The 24,363-nt window shown below is 37.2% G+C and carries 20 protein-coding genes; 9 read left to right on the plus strand and 11 right to left on the minus strand.

The window, feature by feature from the left end; translation table 11 throughout:
- The 5 genes from ACSLUO_RS03765 to ACSLUO_RS03785 all read right to left on the minus strand — a co-directional run bounded on the left by ACSLUO_RS03765 (window position 1) and on the right by ACSLUO_RS03785 (window position 3,616).
- Entirely contained in the window at window positions 1–1,023 is a 1,023-nt protein-coding gene (locus tag ACSLUO_RS03765; protein WP_448246337.1) for a DUF58 domain-containing protein, read from the minus strand.
- Window positions 1,024–1,095: 72 nt separating this feature from the next.
- The gene (locus ACSLUO_RS03770; RefSeq protein ID WP_448246339.1) at window positions 1,096–2,013 is read right to left on the minus strand and encodes an AAA family ATPase; all 918 of its coding nucleotides are present in this window, start codon (window positions 2,011–2,013) and stop codon (window positions 1,096–1,098) included.
- Window positions 2,014–2,074: 61 nt separating this feature from the next.
- Window positions 2,075–2,902: a transglutaminase domain-containing protein gene (locus ACSLUO_RS03775; protein WP_448246341.1), complete on the minus strand. Its 828-nt coding sequence runs from the start codon at window positions 2,900–2,902 to the stop codon at window positions 2,075–2,077.
- Window positions 2,903–2,937: 35 nt separating this feature from the next.
- The gene (locus ACSLUO_RS03780) at window positions 2,938–3,168 is read right to left on the minus strand and encodes a DUF350 domain-containing protein (RefSeq protein ID WP_448246342.1); all 231 of its coding nucleotides are present in this window, start codon (window positions 3,166–3,168) and stop codon (window positions 2,938–2,940) included.
- A gap of 4 nt (window positions 3,169–3,172) precedes the next feature.
- The gene (locus ACSLUO_RS03785; RefSeq protein ID WP_448246855.1) at window positions 3,173–3,616 is read right to left on the minus strand and encodes a low molecular weight protein-tyrosine-phosphatase; all 444 of its coding nucleotides are present in this window, start codon (window positions 3,614–3,616) and stop codon (window positions 3,173–3,175) included.
- 459 nt (window positions 3,617–4,075) lie between these two features.
- On the opposite strand from ACSLUO_RS03785, the gene ACSLUO_RS03790 reads away from it, so the two are divergent.
- The 3 genes from ACSLUO_RS03790 (at window position 4,076) to ACSLUO_RS03800 (ending at window position 10,538) form a co-directional block, all read left to right on the plus strand.
- Window positions 4,076–4,726, plus strand: a complete 651-nt coding sequence (locus ACSLUO_RS03790; RefSeq protein WP_448246344.1) for a 2OG-Fe(II) oxygenase — start codon at window positions 4,076–4,078, stop codon at window positions 4,724–4,726.
- Between the two features lie 530 nt (window positions 4,727–5,256).
- Window positions 5,257–7,998, plus strand: a complete 2,742-nt coding sequence (locus tag ACSLUO_RS03795) for a TonB-dependent receptor domain-containing protein (RefSeq protein WP_448246346.1) — start codon at window positions 5,257–5,259, stop codon at window positions 7,996–7,998.
- Window positions 7,999–8,237: 239 nt separating this feature from the next.
- Entirely contained in the window at window positions 8,238–10,538 is a 2,301-nt protein-coding gene (locus ACSLUO_RS03800; RefSeq protein WP_448246348.1) for a GH32 C-terminal domain-containing protein, read from the plus strand.
- Between the two features lie 577 nt (window positions 10,539–11,115).
- Here the strand turns inward: ACSLUO_RS03800 and ACSLUO_RS03805 are convergent.
- Complete coding sequence (locus tag ACSLUO_RS03805) at window positions 11,116–12,558, minus strand: glycoside hydrolase family 32 protein (RefSeq protein ID WP_448246349.1); 1,443 nt, start codon at window positions 12,556–12,558, stop codon at window positions 11,116–11,118.
- A 182-nt stretch (window positions 12,559–12,740) separates the two neighbouring features.
- Here ACSLUO_RS03805 and ACSLUO_RS03810 point away from each other — a divergent pair, with 182 nt between their 5' ends.
- The 4 genes from ACSLUO_RS03810 (at window position 12,741) to ACSLUO_RS03825 (ending at window position 19,324) form a co-directional block, all read left to right on the plus strand.
- The gene (locus tag ACSLUO_RS03810) at window positions 12,741–13,766 is read left to right on the plus strand and encodes a LacI family DNA-binding transcriptional regulator (RefSeq protein ID WP_448246350.1); all 1,026 of its coding nucleotides are present in this window, start codon (window positions 12,741–12,743) and stop codon (window positions 13,764–13,766) included.
- 15 nt (window positions 13,767–13,781) lie between these two features.
- Window positions 13,782–15,023, plus strand: coding sequence for an MFS transporter (locus tag ACSLUO_RS03815; RefSeq protein WP_448246352.1), 1,242 nt, complete (start codon window positions 13,782–13,784; stop codon window positions 15,021–15,023).
- Between the two features lie 566 nt (window positions 15,024–15,589).
- Window positions 15,590–18,646, plus strand: a complete 3,057-nt coding sequence (locus ACSLUO_RS03820; protein ID WP_448246353.1) for a phosphorylase b kinase regulatory subunit alpha/beta — start codon at window positions 15,590–15,592, stop codon at window positions 18,644–18,646.
- A gap of 261 nt (window positions 18,647–18,907) precedes the next feature.
- A complete protein-coding gene (locus ACSLUO_RS03825; protein WP_448246355.1) occupies window positions 18,908–19,324 on the plus strand; it encodes a tetratricopeptide repeat protein in 417 nt (138 codons plus the stop codon).
- Between the two features lie 183 nt (window positions 19,325–19,507).
- Here ACSLUO_RS03825 and ACSLUO_RS03830 read toward each other — a convergent pair whose 3' ends face one another.
- The 4 genes from ACSLUO_RS03830 to ahr form a co-directional block, all read right to left on the minus strand.
- Window positions 19,508–19,705 (minus strand): CPXCG motif-containing cysteine-rich protein, encoded by a 198-nt coding sequence (locus ACSLUO_RS03830; protein ID WP_448246356.1) that lies wholly within the window; start codon window positions 19,703–19,705, stop codon window positions 19,508–19,510.
- An 84-nt stretch (window positions 19,706–19,789) separates the two neighbouring features.
- Window positions 19,790–19,993, minus strand: coding sequence for a type II toxin-antitoxin system RelB family anti-toxin (gene relB / locus ACSLUO_RS03835; protein ID WP_448246358.1), 204 nt, complete (start codon window positions 19,991–19,993; stop codon window positions 19,790–19,792).
- On the minus strand, window positions 19,983–20,387 hold the full coding sequence (locus ACSLUO_RS03840; RefSeq protein WP_448246360.1) for a hypothetical protein: 405 nt from the start codon (window positions 20,385–20,387) through the stop codon (window positions 19,983–19,985). Before ACSLUO_RS03840 ends, relB begins: the two co-directional genes overlap by 11 nt.
- 221 nt (window positions 20,388–20,608) lie before the next feature.
- Window positions 20,609–21,610, minus strand: a complete 1,002-nt coding sequence (gene ahr / locus ACSLUO_RS03845; RefSeq protein WP_448246857.1) for an NADPH-dependent aldehyde reductase Ahr — start codon at window positions 21,608–21,610, stop codon at window positions 20,609–20,611.
- Between the two features lie 256 nt (window positions 21,611–21,866).
- On the opposite strand from ahr, the gene ACSLUO_RS03850 reads away from it, so the two are divergent.
- Window positions 21,867–22,769 (plus strand): LysR family transcriptional regulator, encoded by a 903-nt coding sequence (locus ACSLUO_RS03850; protein ID WP_448246361.1) that lies wholly within the window; start codon window positions 21,867–21,869, stop codon window positions 22,767–22,769.
- Window positions 22,770–22,798: 29 nt separating this feature from the next.
- On the opposite strand, the gene ACSLUO_RS03855 is transcribed toward ACSLUO_RS03850, so the two are convergent.
- The gene (locus ACSLUO_RS03855) at window positions 22,799–23,299 is read right to left on the minus strand and encodes a lactoylglutathione lyase family protein (protein WP_448246362.1); all 501 of its coding nucleotides are present in this window, start codon (window positions 23,297–23,299) and stop codon (window positions 22,799–22,801) included.
- 95 nt (window positions 23,300–23,394) lie between these two features.
- Between ACSLUO_RS03855 and ACSLUO_RS03860 the strand changes: the two genes are divergently transcribed.
- On the plus strand, window positions 23,395–24,273 hold the full coding sequence (locus tag ACSLUO_RS03860) for a LysR family transcriptional regulator (RefSeq protein ID WP_448246364.1): 879 nt from the start codon (window positions 23,395–23,397) through the stop codon (window positions 24,271–24,273).
- Window positions 24,274–24,363 lie beyond the last annotated feature (90 nt).

Raw genomic sequence — 24,363 nt, forward strand, 5'->3', positions numbered from 1 at the left:
TTAAGCAACCTCATGCTGTGGAAGCTTAACTTTGGCTAATGCCGTTAAACACTGTTCAAGATGCTGTTCGCCATGCCCTAGTGGAATAAGGTTATCGAATATTTGCACGGAAAATTCATCGCCAAGCTGATGATATTCTAAAATTAAAAAGCATAGCTGCTGGCATTTTTGTTCGAGTGTGGTTGCTGGCATTTGCAATAATTGTAATTGCCTTTGTTGGTTTTGCTGCTCGCCATAGGTTTTTGTTAACCAGCCTTGCCCTTTCGCAAGCTGCTTCCATGCAACATGATTGTACGACTCCCCTTTTTGGTATGCTCTTAACTCAAAAAAATCATCATTGCCTCGCAATGTCATTTGATTTTGGTAACCACGGTTATTTTCAGCACTATTTTGTGGCATCACAGCAAGCGCTTTTAAGTTATCAAAAGGTAAAGGTTTTGGGTAAATTACCGCCTGATAGGCTAGATCTAAATGGGTCCAAGTAACAAATAAACCAAAGCCGTAATAACTGCTAATTTTGACACGTTCAACCGAATAAACACCTTGTTTCGGCTGACAATAAGGTATGGTTAACTTGGTTTTACCTGCTTCAATTACATTATAAACAACCGTGTTTTGCTTTTTCACCGCAAGCTGGTAATGAAAGCGTGGTTTGCCGGTAGTTATGGTTAAAGTTAAATGTAAGTTTTGCTCAGCAAAACCTGTAACATGGCTATCTGCTTGTAACCGAATCCCCGATAGGTTGAAAAAACTGTGCAACATGGCAGTAATAAAAAAACTCACCAATAAATAGCACAGTAATAACACTATGTTGTTTTGATAATTGGTTCCTAATAAAAACAACAGCAAAATAAAGGCTAAAAACGCAAAGCCAAACAAAGATGGGAAAATAAAAATGTTTTTACTGGTCAGTTGTTGTTGGTTATTGGCGGGTATACGTTTTGCCAACCATTTAGCAAAAATGTGTTGAAAAGGAAGTTTTAAAGCATGTTTCAGCCGAAATTTAACGCTTGAATAAAACAACTTATCTTCCTTTTAACTGCTTGTTCAACGTATTAAGGCTGTTACAAACTAAATACGCAACATATTAACCACTTAATTAAATGCTAGCACATCCACTTGTTGAAGAATTTTCTGACAAACATCGGCATTAACATTGATGTCAGAGTTTACCATTCTATGCTCACATACCGCGGTAAAAACGGCTTGAATATCATCAGGTAGCACATAATCACGATTATCAATAAATGCCCACGCTTTCGCTGCTGCTAATAAGGCTTTAGCTGCTCTAGGAGATAATGGGTTAACTTGGCTGTTGGCTTCACGGGTAACTTGGCATAATGAAATAATATAATCTAAAACACTTTCTTTTACCGTTACTTGCTCAACCGCTATTTGCATTGACGTTAGTTGTTCTATGGTTAAGTTGTCATCACTAGGATGAAACTTATCACGTTGATCGGGGGATAATAAAATTTGTTTTTCTGCTTGGCGATCCGGAAACCCTAACGATAACTTCATCATAAAGCGATCAAGTTGTGATTCTGGTAACGGATAAGTACCCGCATGAAATAATGGGTTTTGCGTGGCGATAACAAAAAAAGGTGCGGCTAATTGATGAGTTTGGCCATCAATACTTACCTGCCTTTCTTCCATCGCTTCTAATAAAGCACTTTGGGTTTTAGGGCTAGCGCGATTAATTTCATCTGCTAAGATCACTTGGTTAAATAACGGCCCTTGATGAAACTCAAAACTTTGGCTTGTCGTATTAAAAATTGAAATACCAACAACATCAGACGGCAATAAATCACTGGTAAATTGCACACGCTGATAACTTAATCCTAATGAAGAAGCCAAAATATGCGCTAAAGTCGTTTTTCCCATTCCGGGCAAATCTTCAATTAAAATATGACCTTTGGCTAACAAACATGCCAACGCTAACCGAACCTGCTTTGGTTTGCCTAAAACAACAGACTCTATTTGTAAAAGCACATTATTGACTAACGATTGCATGGTTACTCCTTAACAACAGCTGCTTTATTCGATGAGATTACAAGCCAATCACTGTAACAGGTTAACTTGATTTTTTAAATGTAGAACGCTTTACCCAATGGCTGCCTTGATAATTTTTTGTGGTTGTTGGGCCGGTATTTACCCAGAAATCACGCCGATTAAACATATATTTAGGGTAATAATGCTGAGCAACAGTAGCTAATGGATAATGATTCCATGTTTTACGTACGCGCTTTTGAGTAGCTTCTAATAAATAAGCATGGCCATTTCGATAAGCAACCACCCAAGCATGACCACCTTCTTTGTATTCACCAACAACAACACGCGCATCAATTCCTTCTGAAATTAACCAGTCAGCTAACGCAATGGCATGATCTTCACAATCTCCTCTGGGTAACATAAAGGCTTGAGCTGAGTTCTGCCAAAGTTCAGAGGTATTATATTGCTCTGAATCTAATTGATACGTTTTAGTTTTGGCAATAACATAAAGTGGTAACCAAGGGTTCTCGACCGCAAAAGGTCGAATCCCCACTAAATAACTGTTTACAAAGTGATGTTGCCAATCTATGCCCATTGCTGACATAGTTGCGGTATTTTTATTATCGTCATACCAAACAAAACTGCTGCTGTTTGTACTTTTTAAGTTATTTTTCTTTAAATATTGATGTAACCAGTCTTCACTAATAACCCGGTTATTCGCCAGAAAAGTTGTTGTACCCTTTTGATGTTTATTACTGGTTAGCTCAACAGGCATTTGATGAATACTTTGCTGTACCTGCTGAAAAAGAAGCGCGTCTTTATCAACCAAAGGCGATTGAGCTAACTTTTCACGATAGCCGCCAGCAACTACCGCAATACAAAGGGATAATAGAAGTATTATTAAACGCATCAACACATATCAAGTAATAGCTGAATAACCATAACTTATGATTTCAAACCAAAACAAATGATCAAAGCTACAAAAATTAATAATGAAGATGAAAAAATAGCCACCGCAATATTGTTGGCTTTTAATTCTTTTTGAATATCGACATTTTTCAATAATTTTTTATCGATTAATGTCAAAGCGTAAACCGCGACAAACAAAGCAATAACGGTATAACTTAAATTAATCGCCAAGTTCATAAAACTTGCCCAGATAAAGCCCCATTCCATCGGATTATCCTTTCATTAATTTAAGTAATCCATCACTTGCATCTTCAACAAGATCGAGCACATATTTAAAGCCACCCGCGCCACCATAATAAGGATCAGGCACTTCGGTATCTTCAAAGTTTTCACTAAACTCTAAAAACAGCTTAATTTTATATTTTCTATGCTCTGGCGCTTTACGTAATAAATAAGCAAGGTTATCGTCATCCATCGCTAAGATAAGATCAAATTTTTCAAAATCATCTTCTGTGACTTTACGCGCTTTTAAGCCTTTGAAAGAATAACCACGTGCTTCACCTGCTTTGATGGCTCTATGATCGGGCTTTTCTTTGGCATGAGAGCCAATAGTACCTGCAGAGTCGATTACAAGTTCAATCCCTTGTTCTTTCGCTTTATGACGAAAAACCGCTTCTGCCGTTGGTGATCTACAAATATTGCCCATACAGACCATCAATACCGATTTGACGTTTTTAACTTCTTCTTTATCAATCACTTAAAAAACCTTTTGCGCATAAAATAAACTTACGTTCTTATTCAATACCTAAAGAACACTTTAATAACCAAGCATTACCCTAAAATACCTATAGCGATCTGCTTACGGAATTTTAACAATATAGTTACAAAAAAATGCCCTATTTAACACAACTTTCTTTATTTTTTAGTGAATGTTTTTCATCAAAGCATAATCGCTTAGATATCATGTTCCAAGCGATAAACAATTGTTAGCTAATTTATTCCCGAGTTCAGGTTAAATACTAAAAAATTGCGGTTAAGTACTTGCTATAGCTAACGAATAGCAAGGCAACGGGGTATACTCTACGTTTTCAATTGCTAATACAGACGGTCAGTATTGATGTGGTTAAATGAAAAGCTGTTAAACGATTCGGCAATATTCACATACAGAAGCTTGTTGTTAAACACTTGCCCTAATCATGTTGTCATCGATGGCTTATTTGATGAAAACAAACTTGATGAAGTACTTAAGGTATTGAGCCAAGCGACAAACTGGCAAACACAAAAGCATACCTATGCAAGTTTATATGTTGATAATAGCGAATGGGAAAAAACCACTGAAGATCAGCGCTTTGTTAAGCGTGATGTGCTGCCACGGACAGCGTTAAGTGAAAATTGCGCAAACGGCAATAAAGAACACTTAAAAATTGCCCATGACTTTTTAGCCTTTTTACGTAGCGAGGAATTTATGTCGGTATTGTCACGCATCTTTAATGTCAGACTAACCGATATCCATGTAGCTGATCCCAACATTAACACAAATTATTTTCGCTTAAGCCCAAATGACTTTGTTGAACAACATGCCGATGACTCCCCAGGAAGAGAGGTTTGCATGTTATTGTATTTAAATAAAAATTGGAGATGTAACGCCGGCGGCGAACTTGTGTTTAGCGGTGATGATAAACCAATAAGTATCGCACCTTTATATAACCGCTGTGTCTTGTTTGCCCCATCATCAAAGGGGTCCGAACATTGGGTAAAGCGATTAAACAAAGAATATACAGATGAATTTCGCTATAACATCACTAGCTGGTATTGGTCGGAATAATCCATTTTAGCAAGTCCACACCTCACAAAATTTAGAGTTAGCGTAAGTTAAACTGCAATTTCTCCAAGCAATCTCCGCCGCCTTGATTAACATTTTTCAGTACGTAAATGTTAAGTGAAAATATTATTAGTGAAGTTGTTTTCTAATTGGCAGCAAACATATACTAATTTCATTAAATTCTTGCCCTCTTGTGCGGGTTAAAATATTCCATGACTGCGTTGCTTTCAATCCCAATAACAAGCTACTGCTCAATCAGCGCCTTGCCATGATTATTTTTTATATCAAAAAATGTTTTCGTTTAATTACTATTTTATTTTCCGCTTAAAATAAAAAAGTTATTTATTAACAATAAATTAAAATGTTTTTATTAAATTTGTTTAAAATTTGTATTGACAGTATTAAAGATGGTGCCATAATGACCATCGTTAGACAAATAAATATATATTTTTTGAATTACCATGTCCAACGATGGACATGGTGATAAAAATAAATATTTGAACTATACAAATAATATATATCAGGGGAATGACATGAATAAAACCATACATCATTTAGCAGCAATATCCTTGTTAGCTGGTTCTAGTGCTGTTTATGCACAAGAGCAAGAAAATAAAAATATCGAAGATGCTGTCGAAAATAAAAATACCGAAGTGATCATTGTGACTGGTGTCGCCAAAGACACACGAAAGTTGGATGCAACTTTCTCAATCAACACAATAACACCTGCTGAAATTCAAAAATTAGCTCCACATGGAGCAGCAGAATTGTTAGGTAATATTCCTGGTTTTTTCCCTGAAGGTGGAACTGCGGGTGAATCGCACAATAACGTACTTGTTAGAGGATTACCGCAAGCTGGTGGTTACCGCTATGTACCTAACCTACTCGACGGCTTACCTGCTTACGAAGAGCCTGAAGCACCTTTTATGAACAATGATGTTTTCATCAAACCTGACTTGATGACTGTAGCCGTTGAAGCTGTTAAAGGTGGTCCTGGCGCTATCATCTATTCAAATGCTTTAGGTGCTGCCGTTAACTATATTACTCGTACAGGAACACAAAAATTTGAAGGCGCTTATAAGTTTGAAGTGGGTGACTGGGGTCATGTACGAAACGACTTTTATGTTGCGGGACCAATTAATAAAAACTTAACTTTTGCCGTAGGTGGCTTTTACCGTGTCGCTGAAGGTATAAGAGATCCGGGTTACACTGGTAACAAAGGTGGCCAAATGCGCGGTAACTTAATGTACATCAGTGACGATGGAACAACTCAATTAAAGTTACAAGCACACACCATTAATGATAAAACCAATTTTTATCAAAACATCCCCTACTCTATTGATAATACAAGAGCACCGGGAACAGAAGATAACCCATTCCATATATCACCTAGTGACGTAAACAGTTTAGGGGTCGATTTTGGTGATGGTACTGTAATGTCTTATCAAACCAGTAATTATAACTTATTTAATAAAGACGGTACGGCACTAAATCTAGACATTACCGATGGTATTGCCCCTAAATTCAATATTTATACGGCTGAATTTATTAAAGATTTCGCTAATGATTGGAGTTTTAAAGCATCACTTCGTTCAACCTCTGGCTCAAACGGTTTTAATGCTCTATTTAATGATCCTGCAAGAGAAACTTCGGCATTAGTGGCAGAGCAGTTTAGTCGTATTCAAAGCCTTGGTGGTGATTTGCAAGGTGCATATGATGATGCTACTGGTGTTAAAGCATATTATACTGATACGGTTAATGGCACAGATTTATCAACCGCCACTGAAGCACCAAGTATTTTAGCACACAACATTCCAGTATATGGCAAAGTTGATGCAACCAGCAGCACGGGTGATTTTCAATTAAGTAAAGAATTTGACATCGGTGGCAATTACCATAATTTTACTTTTGGTATGTATACAAGTCATTATACCTACGATGTATCTTCAGTATTTGCTAGTGCCTGGAGTGATATCAGTAAAAACTCACGTTTAGTTGACCTATATGCTGTTGATGCAAATGAACAACAAGTAGGACCTTCAATTACACTAGGCGGGGTTGATCAACCGGCGTTATTTGGTTTAGGTGCTGATTCTACTATGCGTACTAACGCCCTATATATCCTTGATCATATCTCATTATTAGATGACGATTTACAGGTGGATATTGGTTTAAGATGGCAAGAGCTATCAGTTGACCGTGTAACAACTAATTCATTTGATCCTGGTAATACTTCAAACGACTTTACACCAAGCGATATTGTTGTTGGTTCAACAAGTGATACCCTATCTGATAACTTTGTTAATGTCCCTGATGGTACACCTCAATTTGCCTCTGAAGAATATGACGATATGGGCTGGTCTATCGGTGCAAACTACAAACTGGATAAAAACTATTCACTTTATTTAAGTGTTTCAGATTCTTTCCGCTTACCAGGTTTTGAAGATTATATTTTTGGCGGACCAGCAACTAACCCTTCTACAGGCGAAATTGCTCGTGGTGACCTAGTTGAAAGTATTAGTCAAATAGAAGGTGGTTTTAGATATTCAGATAAAGAGCTTACCCTAGCTGTTAGTAGCTTTTACATCGACTTTGCCGCTAAAGAAAACTTATCTACCGCTTTAGATGACTTAAATGCTAATGGTGCAGGTGGTGTTAGCTGTACAACAGTTCCAGCGCCAGCGGATTGTCCAAAAATTAGAGATAACTTTAGAACCACTTTAGAAACCATCGGTGTTGAATTAGAAGGTTCCTACTCACCAAGCTTCTTAGAAGGTTTAACCCTACAAGGTAGTATTGTTTGGCAAGATCCTGAGCAAAGTCAAAGTAATGCCGTTAGAAACGCTATATCAGAGATTGATACTAACAATGATAATATCAATGACACAAGAATTTATGATATTTCAACAAGTGACAAAAGACGTCCAAGAAGACAATCTCAATGGTTAGTTAACATAAGACCATCTTTTGAATTTGAAGAAACACCATTAACAATTTATGGTCAAATTATGTATTACAGCGATCGCTTCGCGTCAGATAGTAATACTAACGTAACAATCTACCCAGCTTATACACAAATTAATGCTGGTGCACTCTACTCATTTAGCGATGATTTAGAATTTCAATTTCACATTAGTAATTTAAATGACGCTGACAGTTTCACAGAAGGTTCTTCTGTTGAAAGTGGCCTATCTTTCTCTGATGGTAGCTATTCTGGTGTAGCTCGTCCGTTATTAGGTAGAACAATGAAAGCATCATTAACTTATACATTCTAAGTAAACTGTTTTTAACTAGGTACTCTTAAACCAGTACCACCCGTTTGGCCGCTATTTTTATAGCGGCCTTTTTTTAAAATACCATGAGAGAGTTTGAATAAGGCAATCAGTTATCGGCTAGACTCATTGAACATGGTTACAAATAATTGAACTTAGCTTGGGGTAACCACTTTACATACGGAAAATGCAAGTGCGCTGAGTGAAAGAAACCACCAACACAGTTTAAGATAAGGATAAAAATGTCGCTAATGAAAAAATCACCTTGGTTAATTATTATATTATCAATAACCTGTATATCTAACAGCTTCGCTGAACCGTTACTTCATCTAGCATACAACGAAAAAAATGGCAGTAGCACAACCCTCAATAGAATTAACAATACTCCTTTTACCATTCAATATTCCAACACAGCGCCAGAACGAGTTCCCGGTATTGAAGGAAATGCATTTCGTACGAACGGATATACAACCTGGTTAGCTGGTGAATTTAATTCTCAGCCACTAAAGGCGATGACACTAGAAACATGGGTAGCTTTAGAAAGCTTTCCTTCTACCGAAGAAAATAACTTACAAACCTCATCATTAATACATCAAAAGTCGGTTAATACCGGTTTTAATTTAGGGATTAATACCTATGGACAATGGTGGTTAGATATAAATATCAATCACCAAAACTTTCGTATTGATGCACCTAGCCCCTTTCCGCTATATCACTGGACTCATTTAGCCTTCACTGTTGATAACGGCTTAATACGCTTATTTATTAATGGTGAAGTGGTTGCTGAAAAAATGACGACAACCGGCAACGTTCAATTTTCAGCTAGTACTCCGCTAACTATTGGTCGAGCATTTAAGCCACAGCTCTCTTTTGGCGTGTTTGAAGTCAACGCGATTAATGCAGCTTATGATGAAACAAAAATTGATAATAAAGCAAAAACAAATAACGAATTATTAACAACGTATCAGCAAGGTAAAAATACACCGTGGCAACAATCTATTGCCGTGCCTTCAAGCCGTTTTGCAAATGATCATTTACGTCCACGTTATCACGCTATGCCCCCTGCTAACTGGACCAATGAACCGCACGGTTTAGTGGCTTATCAAGGGAAGTACCATATGTTTTATCAACGTACTCCAAATGGTCCTTATAAATGGATGATGCATTGGGGTAATATGGCCAGTACAGATCTCGTCAACTGGCATAATTTAAAAGATGCTTTCTACCCGAAACTAAATACAAATACCCATTCTGGTTTGGGCTCTAAAGGAATTTGGTCAGGAGATGTTGTAGTTGATAACAAGGGTAAAGCTCATGCCTTTTATACAACGGTTAATTTTGATGGCAAATACGACCCCGGCATTGCATGGGCAACCAGTACCGATGAGCGGCTTGAAAAATGGACACAACATGGTGGAATAATTGATAAAAACCATCCAAATCCAGGAAATATTGCCGACTTTAGAGACCCGTATTTATGGCAAGAGGGAAATAACTGGCACATGATTATTGGCAGTGCTAATGGCAAACATGGCGGTATTGAGTATTATACCACCAAAGATATTAATTCGGGTAATTGGCAACGAGCAAAACACCCTTTTTCTAGTGTCGCTTTTTCAGACATGGATATAGGTTCAGGTATCTGGGAAATGCCCGTTTTCGAATATATTGGCACCCATAACAACCAAAAAAAATACGCACTGATTGTTAGTCCAATCGGTGGTCGTATGAAAAAAAATCACGCCCCTTTTGTTCGTAGCGTTTATTGGGTAGGTACTTGGACAACAGCCATTGATGGTATTGCTGGGCAATTTACACCCGACGAAACAACACCGAAGAATTTTGATGTTATTCACGGGCATTTATCGCCAGCTGTTGTAAGAAATGAAAATGGTGAACTAATTGCCATTGGTATTGTTGATGAACGAACTCATTCGCAATTTCAACATGACCTTGGTTGGGCACATACCTTTAGCTTACCACGTCAGCTTCGCTTATTAGACGATGGTAAAACAATTGGTCAACAACCCGCCAAAAGCCTGACCACTTTACGCCAAACCGCTAATGTTTATTCAGAGCAAAATCTTAATATTAATGGCGAATACAAACTTGCAACCCGCGGCAATCAACTTGAAATGATAATTACGCTTGATGATAACACTCAAGCAAGTGAATATGGTTTTTACCTAGGAGCATCACCACAGCAAGAAGAAGTAACGAAAGTCTATTACGATGGTGAAAATATAGTCATAGACAAGTCTAAATCAACCTTAACCGCTGGTTTCGAAGAAACCGCTGTATATCGCGCGGCTTATGATGAAGTTGTTTTTGGCAAGCCCAAAAAGTTTCGGGTATTTATAGATCACTCCGTTATTTCAGTTTTTATCAATGATAAAGCCGTATTTGCTAACCGCATATATCCAAGTAGGATCGACAGTGATGAAATTTATTTATACTCTAAAGGCGCAAGTACACACTTTAGCAAAGTTGAAATTTACCCGTTATCATCAAACGCGCCATCAACAATGCTAATGAATAATTAAAAGGTACTAGTAAACTATTTACAGAAAATTTTACTGTTAATAATAACCAAGCCTAACATTTAAGTTACGCTTGGTTATTATTAAGTTCAACATGAGCACCGTTTTATTGATACCTCGCTAAACCATAATTTGTGATCATATCTACCAATAGCTATGGTCATTCATCGCTTTTCTCCTGTCTCCTTGCCCCTAAATTTTCAGACAAATGTTTTGATTGGTGACAGAAAATAACCAAATAGCTCGAAGAATTGCTCCCGTCAGACCAACTAACGGTTTAGGCAAAAATGATATTCATGTAGGTATTTTAGTAAAGTAGAGAAACTCAGATTAACAATGCCGGTTAATGATACCAATTTCATTAAATTACTGCCCACTTACACGGGTTAAAATATTCCATAGCTAAGTTGCTTTCCCTCAATTGCCAGCTATTACGCAATCAAGCGCCTTGCCATGATTAATTTTTCCTACGCACAACAAGACCACAAACTTAATGGAATTGGTATATATGTAATCAATTAAAAAAATGGCCTTTCAACAAAAAGTTGAAAGGCCATGGCCTACATTCATAATGATTAACTTATTCAGCTAAACAATCAGTCAACGTAAAACACCCTACTTGAGCTTCACCACTAACTTTTAATTGACTATAAGGAAGCTTAGGAAAAATATTCGATGTTAACGTGGTTAAACCATCCTCTGTAAACACTTCTACCGTCGATTGGTCAATAATAATCGAAAAGACAATTTCCGTATCTAACGCATGTTTTAAAGGGGCTTTGGCGATCTGGCCAAAGCCATGCTCTGTCCAACCAGATTGTGTTCTATCAAGTAAAACCAAGTTATCAGCAGCAACATAACTCAATACTAATTTTTCATTCGCAGAGTTGAAAAGCGTGATGCTATTATCCCCCATAGTTTTATCTATTTGCCAAGTAATTTCATAAGCACAAGACTTTGGTAAATTAGATGGTGTTGATGATTGATCGATTTCTTGCTTACCTTGAAAAATAAATTCATTACGTTTTGCTCGAATTTCTTCAATTGGCAAATTCGCTAGTAAAAAGGTGTCTTTATTTTTAACCAGCGTTAACTCTCTAGGGAGAGTCATCGCCCCTCGCCACGGATTGGTCGGTAATTCGTTGGCATAATCCCAATTAGACATCCAAGCAACAAAAATACGTTTATTGCTTGTGCTTTGTAAGCCATCCCAAGTAACGCCAGCATAATTATCAGGACCATAATCTAACCAACGTTCTTCAGTGTGATCAGAGATAAATTTATTACCGTCAAACTCGCCAATAAAATATTGAGTCGCAGATCCCTTGTTTGGCCCACCTGGATTTAAACTCACTAACAATACCCATTTGCTGATCCCACATGCGGTTGTTAACGGAAATAAATCTGGGCATTCCCAAACGCCACCATGTGCTCCATAACCTTCACCAAATTTATCTATAAGCTGCCATTCTATTAAATTGTCCGAACGATAAAAGTGTATTTCCTGACCAACTGCTAATGTCATTACCCACTGCTTACTTTTTTCATCCCAAATAACTTTAGGATCACGAAAATCAGCTACTCCAGGATTAGCGATCACTGGGTTATTAACATATTCCTGCCAAGTATTTCCACCATCTTGACTATAGGCTATGCTTTGTACTTGCACTTCATCAACAGAATGATGTGTAAAAGTTGCAACTAAAGGTGGTGTTTGCCCATCACCTAAACCACTCGTGTTATTAACATCAACAACGGCACCTCCTGAAAAAACATATCCTAATTCTTCGGGCTTGGCATAAATACCAATATCTGCATGTTGCCAATTCACTAAATCAGTTGATTTAGCATGACCCCAATGCATATTAGCGTGCTTATCGCCGGCAGGGTTATATTGATAAAACAGGTGGTATACACCATCAAAATAAACCATACCATTTGGATCATTTAACCAATTTTTCTCAGGGGTAAAATGAATAAATGGGCGCCAATGTTCTGTCGTTGCAATATCTGAATTTTTCATATCGTTCCAGCAATGTAATTTACTTATGATGTAATTTACCCTAAAAATTTATTTATGTCTAACGTTGGACATAAATAAATTTAATTGCTAATCTATTACCATAGAAATTTAGATAGATAATCAAAATAAATAATCCTGAAAGATTATTTAGCTTGATATACTTGCAGAAACATCAACAAATTATGAAGAAAAAAATGAATTCAATTAAAGATGTAGCCGCACATGCAGGTGTTTCTGTAAAAACCGTGTCACGTATTTTAAATGGTTTTAAAGGTGTCAGCCCCAAAACCGTAGAAAAGGTAAATAAGGCAATGGCGGAATTAGAATATTACCCGTCTGCCGCAGCACAAGCGTTAAAAGGTGTTGGTGCTGGCATTGTCAGTTTAATTACCGACAACCTAACAACAACGCCTTATTCATACGGCATTGTGGCTGGTATACAAGATATTTGTGAAAAGCATGGCCTACTACTAATGATTGGTGAAACCGGCGGTAGCATGGCGAACTTTTCAAAATTAGTAGAAGACTTTAGAAGACAAAGAGCACAGGCGATAATTCTAGCAACAGTTTATCACCGAGAAGTTGAGATAACTCAGGCATTTAAGCAATGTCCGCTCATTTTAGTTAACTGCTTTGAAAAAAACACAAACCATCCAACTATTATTCCGGATGATGAAAAAGGGGCTTTTGAAGCAACCGCGCATTTAATAGCTAAGGGACACACCAGAATTGCATCATTAACCCTCTTTGAAGACATGGTTGCAACCAATTTACGATTACAAGGTTATAAATTAGCTCATAAGCACCATGATATTCCGATTGATGACAACTTAATACGACGCGGTGTGTTTAAAGATGATAACGACGAATTCGTTGATTTAGAAGGTGTATTACGTGAATTGATGGCATTACCTAACCCACCAACAGCCATTATGTGTGGTAACGACAAAATGGCAATGCGGGTTTTTATGTTAATTCGAGGCGTGATGGGATACCAAATACCAGAGCAAATATCAATTGTTGGCTACGATAACTATAAAATGATCGCTGAAAACTTAGTGCCGCAATTAAGCACAGTAACCCTACCTTATTTTAGTATGGGACAGCTAGCAGCGAAATTAGCTATAGCGCAAGAACAATCAGCACAAGTACACAAGGTTAGCGGCGAGTTTGTCGAGCGGCTATCCATTTTAAATAAGCAAATTTAACTAAGTTGAGGAAAAATGAACAATTCAAATAACACTAAATATTGGCTGCTTAGTTGCGCCCTCTTTTCATTTTTCCTAACTTGGTCTTTTGGGTTTTCTTTATTTCCTATTTGGCTTAATCAAACCATCGGATTAACGGGTGAACAAACAGGTATTATTTTTAGTATCAGTGCGCTTGCAGCACTAGCTGTTATGCCTTGTTATGGTTTTATACAAGATAAATTAGGCTTAGGTAAAGGGTTATTAATAACCGTTGGCGCTTTACTCTTTTTATCGGGACCATTTTTTATTTTCATTTATGGCCCGCTCCTGATCAGTCATTTTTATCTTGGTGCGATATTGGGTGCCATATTTTTTAGTGCCGCTTTTTCTGCTGGGGTTGGTGCCGTAGAAACCTATGTTGAACGGGTTAGCCGAGCGGCTAATTTTGAATACGGCAGAGCCCGAATGTGGGGCTCATTAGGATGGGCAACGGCTACCTTCTTTGCCGGTTTTTTATTCAACATTGATCCCGAATACAACTTTATGTTGGCCAGCGCTTCTGCTTGTATTTTTTTACTTTCAATAGCACTTCTTAACAGTGATGAATTAGCGAGTAACCAAGCTAACAATGATAACGCCTCAGCCAGCAAAGTTAACCTCAGAGATGCGGTAAAAATTCTAACGTTAAAAGAGTTTTGGGGATTCGCTACTTTCATTATGGGGGTATCATGCGTTTACGGCGTCTACGATCAACAATTTCCTATTTACTTTTCATCCTTATTCCCAACTAAAGATGAAGGTAATGCCATGTACGGCTACCTAAACTCTTTTCAAGTATTTCTTGAAGCTGGAGGTATGTTTGTTGCGCCTTTTATTGTTAATAAAATTGGCGCTAAAAATGGATTACTTTTAAGTGGCGTGATTATGGCAATGAGAATTATTGGTTCAGGTTATGCTGACGACACTATCACTATTTCTATCATGAAACTTTTACATGCTGCCGAATTACCAATAATGCTAGTTGCTATTTTTAAATATATTTCAATAACCTTTGACAATAAATATTCTGCCACCATTTACATTGTTGGTTTTCAATTTATGTCGCAAGTAGTTGCCAGCGGCTTATCGGTTGTAGTTGGTGCTATGTACGATGCCATTGGGTTTCCTGAAACCTATAAAATTTTAGGCGCAATTGTTAGTGCCTTTGTGGTTATTTCCTACTTTACTTTAGGCAAAAAAACGACAAAAGCTCCGTTATATCAACCTAGTGTTTAAGTGTATTTAACCGTTTCTGTCAGATTCAAGTAGTACTCTAAGTGCTACATGAATCTGAGTTGAAATAAACACTTACTTGCTAAATCAGTTTTTCCTAATCACAAGCTTAAATTCCCCTGGTGTTAAAAACATCACGTTAAATCAACAAAACATCCAACGTATAAATCCACCATAAAGCTAACTATGACGGGCTATTTATTCTACGATAATTAACAGCCCAAAGCGTTATTATCGACAATCAACATGCACATTTTCACTATAAGTGTCATTGGAATTTAACGTTTGATTGTTATTATAATTTTTGGCCATTAACGTAAAACAAAAATATTTCTTTTGCTCACCCTACAAAAAATAATAAAAACGATAAGTTAATTTATTTTGATCGAAATAACATGCGGTAAGTTAATGACATTGTTAGAATAACTATTCTCGACTATGGTAAAGCAGAAAATAAATATCTGCTTAGATTAAAAGCGCTTGCAGCAATAATAGTAATATTTTGCTACTACTATATTTATTAAAAATAATAGTATTTTCTTTAGGCTATACGAAGGCTCATTAAAATTATGAAAAACGTATCATTATTAGATAATCTTTATCGCGACATTTCCGATATCATTATTAAAAGGCAGCACCCTGTTACTGGCTTATTACCCGCAAGTACCGCGATAACAACCCACGGTGATTACACTGATGCTTGGGTTAGAGATAACGTTTATTCAATACTGAGTGTTTGGACACTTGGCATGGCTTATCGTCGCTCAGGTGAAAAAATCAGAAGTGATGAATTAGAGCAATCTACCGTTAAACTAATGCGCGGTTTATTACAATCTATGATGCGCCAATCACCGAAAGTTGAAAAATTTAAACATACCTTAGATCCAATGGATTGTTTACACGCTAAATACGACACCAATTCAGGGCTAACCATTGTAGATGATCACGAATGGGGGCATTTACAAATTGATGCCACATCGTTATTCCTATTAATGATCGCACAAATGAGCGCTTCAGGTTTACGCATCATTAAAACCATCGACGAAGTCGATTTTATTCAAAACTTAGTTTATTACATTGCTTTTGCTTATCGCACGCCAGATTACGGGATCTGGGAACGTGGTAATAAAATTAATAATGGTAATACCGAAATTAATGCCAGCTCAGTGGGTATGGCCAAAGCGGCACTTGAAGCATTAGACGGCTTTAACTTATTTGGCCGTGACGGTAACCCAAGAGCGGTTATTCATACCATTCCTGATGCTATTTCAAGAGCACGTAATACCCTCGCCCGCTTATTACCACGCGAGTCAATTTCGAAAGAAGTCGATAGTGCTATTTTAAGTATTATTGGCTTTCCAGCTTTTACCATTGGCGATAAAAGCTTAGTGAAAAAAACCAAAGACAAAATTTTATCTGAATTGGGTGGTCAATTCGGTTGTAAACGTTTTTTGTGGGATGGCCATCAAACGGCTGTTGAAGATCACTCACGCATACATTACGAGCATTCAGAGCTAGCAAACTTCGAAAATATTGAATCAGAATGGCCGTTATTTTATACCTACTTGTATATTCAAGCATTATTCGACAATAACTTTGATGAAGCCAAAGAATACCGTAACCGTTTAGAAAACGTGATGGTAGAAGTTGATGGTAAAAAATTATTACCTGAGTTGTATTTTGTTGAAGCTGAAAATATTGAAGCTGAGCGTAATGCCCCAGGCTCGCAACCAAGAACACCGAATGAAAACCTCCCTTTAGTATGGGCACAAAGTTTATATTACACCGGCTTAATGTTAGATGAAGGCTTAATCGAGCAAACCGATCTAGACCCATTACGTTTAAGTGTACGCTCATCGCAAATTACAAATTCACAACTTGCCTTAGTGGTACTTGCTGAAAACAACAGTGTAAAAGAACAATTATCCGCTAAAGGGGTTATTGCTGAAACAATTTCTGATATCAGTCCGATCAAAGTTATTACCGCAGCTGAGCTGGTAAAGGCTTATCGCCATGTCGGTGAAAATGAAAGTTTAGGCTTAACCGGTCGTCCAAAACGTCGCTTTCAAGGCTTAGCAACAGCGCAAACTTACATGATCAACAACCAAGCGTATTTATCACTTTCAAGCTTACAATACGACGAAGATAACTATCGTTTGTTTGATGCCGAACTGGCCAGCGCTAACCTAACACGTGAAATTAATTATATTTGCCAATATTGGATCAACAAAGAAGCGGCGGTATTTTCTTATTTATTAACCCAAGATATGTTAGATTCGGTGAATGTCGATGTGTTGTTAACCACTATTAAAAATCTTCAGTTGCGTATAGAGCACACCGATGTTGGTTATGCTTCAGCCAGCCTCGCCTACCGAGCTTCAAAACAAAACACCATCATCATGAAAAACAATGCGATCACCTCATTGGAAGAATCACCAATGACCTCAAGCTCGCGCATGTTACCTTTTGATATCAATGTATTTACGCAAGAATTACAAAACCAATTAAAAGTATTTGAAGAAGACGATTTAGCCAGCTATCAGCAAATTCAACAATGGTTAACCCACTACGCGCTAAATTCTGAATTAAGCCAGAATGCTGACGTTAATATAAGCTTTCAAGCACTCATTGAAGCTATTTATGACAAAGCAAAACATGAGCAGTTTTGGTTAACCGCTCGCTGTTGTTTTTCACTATTAAACTTTGTACAACGAGATTTAGCCGATGATGTTTCATTAGTATGCGCCCGTAATATTTCTATTGTTATTGGCCACAACAATGACGTAGTGCTTATTGGTGAACATGCCTTGATGAAACCAAAAGAGTTAATCAAGTTATTAGATAGTGCCTGTACGGATCTTATTGAACGTAGCCTAGTGCAAGAATCTTTGGTTATTTTAGGTAATAGTATTCGTACTAAACCCCAAATATTTAGAGGTATTCGCTCAATAAAATTAAATAGCTTGTTAGCCTTATGTGACGCTAAAAATGAATGTGATAAAGAAACCTTAATTACCTTAGCCAGTAAATCACCGTTTCAATTATCAGAATTGATCTCAGATGTGCTAACCGCGCAGCAAGAAAGCTTAAATCAGGATGAAGAGTTTAACTTTGCTCGCCAACTTGAAAATTCAACCAGTAATAACCTAGGTAATGCCATGGACACCGACTGGTTACAATGGCGCTCAACTCGTGGCTTAGTAACACGTTTTGACGATGAATTTTTAAATAATATTTGGCAAAGTTTAGCAAACACCAATGCGATTATTTTTGGCGATAATCAAAACACCAATGAGCACTTAGACGCCGCCGAAACCAGAAGCTCTATGACTCCTAGAGAAGAAAGTTTCGCCAGTAAAATAGATGCTCTGATCTTGCATTTGCACCCAATATATTTCAAATCAGCGATTGTTGAAGTGTTATACGCCTACACCCAATTCTGCTTGTCAAATCCTGACAAACATTTTGATAAAATTGTATTAGGTAAAATTTTGGAACAAGCGGCTATGTTATACATTACTGACAACAATATTGCCTGTGAAGGTAAACGTTGTTTAGATGTGCTAATGACTAAGTCACCAAAAGTATTGCAAGAATACACCTTGAAAGTACTCGCAAATTATTAATACTGGTTAACACCATTATTACTAATAACTGAAAATCCATGAGCCAGAATAAACAAAAATTCTGCTCATGGATTTTTTATTTAACCGCACTGTTTATTCAAAAATCATTTGCATTACTACTTGGCTAGCGAAGACTTTTTTGCACAGTCAAACGACTAGCTTTCACATTTTTATCTCTATCGAAATAAGATCTGTTTTGTTCAAACAAAGTCCCTATAATGGCTGACTCTCATTGTTTAACCATAATTACAAGGCCATAAAATGAATACCAAAATATACAAACGTGTACTATCACTAACAGACAGCTTAATGGCCGCGGTTGAACAAAAAAATCAAAAGCGATTCGATGCATTCTATGACGAATTAAATCAATTATGCCTTGAGCATGAAAATACCGACAAAGATCACCCCGTTCAATGGGAAACTTTAGCCGATTTTACCGATGATTTAGCCTTGGCCATAACCATTTATCAACAAGCATTAGCCAAAGCACAAGCGATTAACTCAAAAGACTTTTGCTCATCTATCGCCTTTTCCATTGCTGCGTTAAAAATAGAGTTAGGCGATAAACTAGGTGCGATCGAGTATTTAGAACAGGCAAAAATCAGTTGTAATAAAATTATTGATAAAGAACTAAAAGCGGAAATTCACGATTTATTAACCAAATTAAAAGCTTAATTCTTAGTACTGAACAGAAATGAGATATTTACATTAGCCACTTATTAAGTAAACAACCCAACGCCGCCAAGCAGACGTTAATGTTAGATCCGGAACCAATACATCTGAACGATAAGAAGTCCGAGATTACAACCGTTCACACAGTATTAATTATGTTTTTGCCTTGAGCTTGTTATGTATTTATTAAAACGTATCATCATCACTATAAACATTAACCAATAGTTCGCCATTAACACTTTCAGAAATGATGAAATTTATAGGTTTACAACATACTTGGCAATCTTCAATATACTGTTGATCCGCGTCAGATGGTTCAATCAGCACTTTAATGATTTCGCCACAGTAAGGACAGCCAATAGACTTTTCAGCTAATTGATTCAATTTTTAAAGTTCCTCTATTTTTCTAACTACATGATTATATTTAAAATCAAGTTGATAGACCTTGATTACTTGGCCGATTTATCGCTATTCGCTTTCTTCTTCAGGGAAAAATATCGCTTCAATGGCTTGTTCAAAGACTTTGGCAATAGTAAATGCTAGCCCTAAAGATGGATCATGTTTACCTCGCTCTAAAGCGTTTACCGCTTGCCTTGAAACCCCTAGCCGTTTAGCTAACTCTTCCTGCGACCAATCTCGTTCAGCCCGTAATACTTTGAGTCTATTCTTCATTACCGTCAACCATTAGCAAAATAAACAATACCAAACCATGACCACCAAAAATTGCAGGTAAAACAAAGGCAAGGCTAACTTCAGGTATTGAAAATTTCATAGCTAACATGCCATAAGAGAATGATAAAAAGCCAACGATGCCCATCGACCATAAAAACGCTTCTCCGGTTAATCTTTGCATGTATTCATCTAAAGATTTAAATCGTGTTTGATAAATTTTAAACGCCCAAATTAAAGGTAAGACCGGTATTAAAGTAACCACTACTTTTAACCAAGTTGCCAAATCTAGTAATTCTATCGAAAACGTTTGAAGAGCAATCAATAACAGAAAAACCATCATCGCTAACATAAATTTTATGGTGAACTCTTTTTCATTTTGAAGTTCAGATTTCATTTTATCATCCTTACTTTTTAATATTGAGGTATACATTACATACCTGACATTATGTAATGTATACCTTACAATAACAAAAGTAAAGAAAACCTTACTTTAAGTAATGTAAGTAATTCTTTTCTTCTTAGTAAGGGAATAGTAAATGTTAAATATTAATAGCCATTAAAACAAAAAACTCCGACATAAGCCGGAGTTCTTTGAAATATTAATCAATTTCAATATTAACGTTTTAAAACAATACGATAATGAGCTTTTCCCGCACGTAAACGAGCAATTGCTTCATTCACTTGGTCAAAACTAAAATATTCAGTTACCGGTTCTATCTGATGTAAATTGGCAAAATCTAACATTTCTTTTATAACGGCAGGGCTCCCCACAGGTGAGCCTGAAATTGAACGTTGGCCTGAAATTAATGGAAACGCCGCAATATCAAGCGGCTCTAATGTTGCCCCAACAAAATGCAAGCGCCCTTTCGGTGCTAATGTGGCGATATAAGCATTCCAATCAAGTTTGACGTTGACCGTTGAAATAATAAAGTCAAATGAACTGGCTGCGGCTTCTAATTCCTCAGGATTTTTAGAATTTAATACCTTGTGTGCCCCCATTTTTAGCGCTTCGGCTTTTTTAGCATCGCTTGAAGTAAACGCTGTTACTTCACAGCCCCAGGCATTTAGAAACTGCAATGCAATATGACCTAAACCGCCTATACCTATTACCGCAACTTTTGACGTTGGCTTAATGTCGAATTGCACCAGCGGATTAAATACCGTAATACCGCCACAAAACAATGGTCCTGCAGAGTCAGGATTTACGCCTTCAGGTAATAAAACAACTGCAGTTGCTTGTGCTCTTACTTTTTCTGCAAAGCCACCGTGACGACCAGCAATGGTTGGTTGCGCACTTGCACATAAGTTGTGATCACCAGAATTACAGGTATGGCACGCATTACAATAAGCCGAATGCCAACCTAAGCCAACCCGCTGGCCAACGTGTAACGAGCTAACGTTGTTACCCACGGCTGCAATAGTACCAACAACTTCATGCCCTGGTACGAATGGATATTGAGTAAAGCCCCAGTCGTTATCTAACATACTAATATCACTATGACAGATGCCACATGACTCAACGTCAATTTCAACATCATCTTTCGCTAAAGCACCAGCATCATATTCAAATGCTTCTAATAAACCACCCGCTTCTTTAGCAGCATAAGCTTTGATCATCGATTTATTCAACGCCATATCCGCTGAACTGCTACTTTTAGAAATTGAACTGTTTGACATAAATTTCTCCGTTGTTTGACTCTAAGCTAGTATTTTTAATGTTAATTACACCGCGCTAAATTTAGCTCGATGTTCGTTACCATCAATTATGGTGAAAGTATCGTGCTTTAATAGATAAGAAACAATAGAATAAAAAGAAACCTACCGTTACCATTTTAGAAACAATAAAGTATGAGATTGAGCAGATGGAATTAAGATGATTGAATTAAAGCCGCTACGCTATTTTGTTGTTACTGCTGACACTTTGAACTTTACCAAAGCGGCGAAACAACTAAACATCCCCAAGTCAGCGCTGAGTAAAGCGATTGCTAAACTAGAAGATAATTTAGGTATTAAGTTATTTGAACGATCATCACGGGTTGTATTGTTAACCGAAGCCGGTGAAATATTATATGCTCGCGCGCAATCATTACTCGATGAAGCTAAACATATTGTAGCCGATATGCAAACGTTACAGCCGTCAGTTAACGGGCAATTACGCATTGCGGCACCGCCAACTTTAGGCCGCTATATTTCAACTGAGATCATTCCCGCTTTTTTAGCAAAGTGGCCTGAGGTATCCGTAACCCTTAAATTATCTTATGAATACGAGGATTTATTTAAACAAGGACTGGATTTAGCCTTTCGCATGGGTAAAAATCGTGATGAGTCATTAATCGAAAAACCCCTCGGCTTCGCTAACCGTGTGGTGGTAGCAGCACCGTCTTATTTAAAGAATGCTCCTACAATTAACAAACCTGAAGATTTACTCGGTCACCGGTGTTTACAAATATTTTCAACCACCACGGTAAATTGGCAACTAAAAAATTCGTCAAGCGAACATAACCTTGCCATGCCAACAACGTTTCAATGCAGTGATATGGAAGCGTTAAAAAATGCCTTGGTGGCAGGAACGGGTATTGCACAACTGCCTTGGTTGTCGGTAAGAGATGAGATTAAAGCCGGTAAACTTTGCCATTTATTACCTAACTGGCTAAACGACGACTTACCGATTTCAGTGGTCTACCGTATTGGCTTAAATAAACCGCCAAAACTGGCGGCTTTTTTAGAGGTAGTTAATGAAAAAAAAGAAATTTTCAACTTAAAATACCAAGCATAAACTAAGCGCGGTTTATGCTTGCTTAACAGTTAATAAGCACCTGCTGCGTAAGTTAACTCATAACTGTGGCTATAAATTTCAAGGATATTACCAAATGGGTCTTCCATATAAATCATGCGGTAAGGCTTTTCATTTGGGTAATAATAACGTGGTTTTTCCATCCGTTTTTTACCACCAGCAGCAACAATTTTTTCGACTAACTCTTCTAAATTCGGATCTTGCACACAAAAATGAAATACGCCGGTTTTCCAATATTCAAAATTGTTTTCCGGTTGTTCTTGATTCACAAATTCAAATAATTCCACGCCAATGCGATCACCTGTAGATAAATGCGCAATTTTAAATTTTTGCCAATTAGCACCAAAAACATCGGTACACATTTCTCCAATAGGGCTTGCATCTTCAGTAATTTCCGTGGGTGCCATGATCAAATACCAGCCCAACACTTGGGTGTAAAATTCAACCGCTTTTTCTAGATCGGGTACTGAAATACCAATATGTGAAAAGGTTCTTGGATAGGTGTTATTCATACTTAAATTCCTCAACTGATTTGATGGTTAAAGTATATCCCGCATGATAAAGTATAAAAAATTATCATTTATTATATTTATAAGTACGATTTGTAATGATTAATCCTATTTGGTTAAAAACATTTTGCACCTTGGTTGATGTTGGTCACTTTACACAAACCGCGGATAAACTTTTTATGACGCAGTCTGGTGTTAGCCAACAAATAAAAAAATTAGAGCAACAGCTAGATATCCCTTTATTGATAAGAGACGGCAAGTCATTTTTGTTAACGGATGCAGGTCAAAAGTTATATCAAAAAGGGCAACAGCTGTTAAAGTCATCAGAAGAGTTAGAAAGCTTAATTAAGCATGATCAGCCATACGAAGGTACAATCAAAATAGCGTCACCGGGAAGTGTTGGTTTAAAGCTTTATCCTTTCCTTTTAGAAATTCAGCAACGTTACCCTAAACTCATTATCGAGCATACCTTTGCGCCGAATAAAACCATTGAGCAAAATTTAGTTGAACGTAATATTGATTTAGGTTTGATCACAACACTTAGTAATAATACTAACCTTGTCAGCCAACAAATTGCCATTGAGCCGTTAGTGCTAGTAACTTCCAGCCAAGTTGGCACAATAAACTGGCAAACATTATTAACACTTGGCTTTATTTCTCATCCTGATGCAGCTCACCACGGACAGTTATTATTAAGTCAGAACTTTACGGCTTTTGAAACCATCGCCCAGTTTGATAATAAAGGCTTTTCTAATCAAATCAGTTTAATACTCACGCCTGTAAGTAAAGGTTTTGGCTTTACCGTATTGCCGTTACATGCTGTTAAAGCGTTTCATCGACAAGATTTAATCAAGATCCACCCACTTAACCATCCTGTTTGTGAAAACCTTTATTTGTCGATGAACCGTCATGCAATATTAGCCAATCGAGTAAAATTTATTAAAACGTCGGTGATTGAGTTTCTATATGAGCAGTAAATAGCCCGAATTGGGAATAACCAATAAAAAAATGCCGCTCAAAAATGAACGGCATTATTAATGTTGTCACCTTGTTACTGATACTCCATT

The organism is Thalassotalea agariperforans, assembly GCF_053470345.1.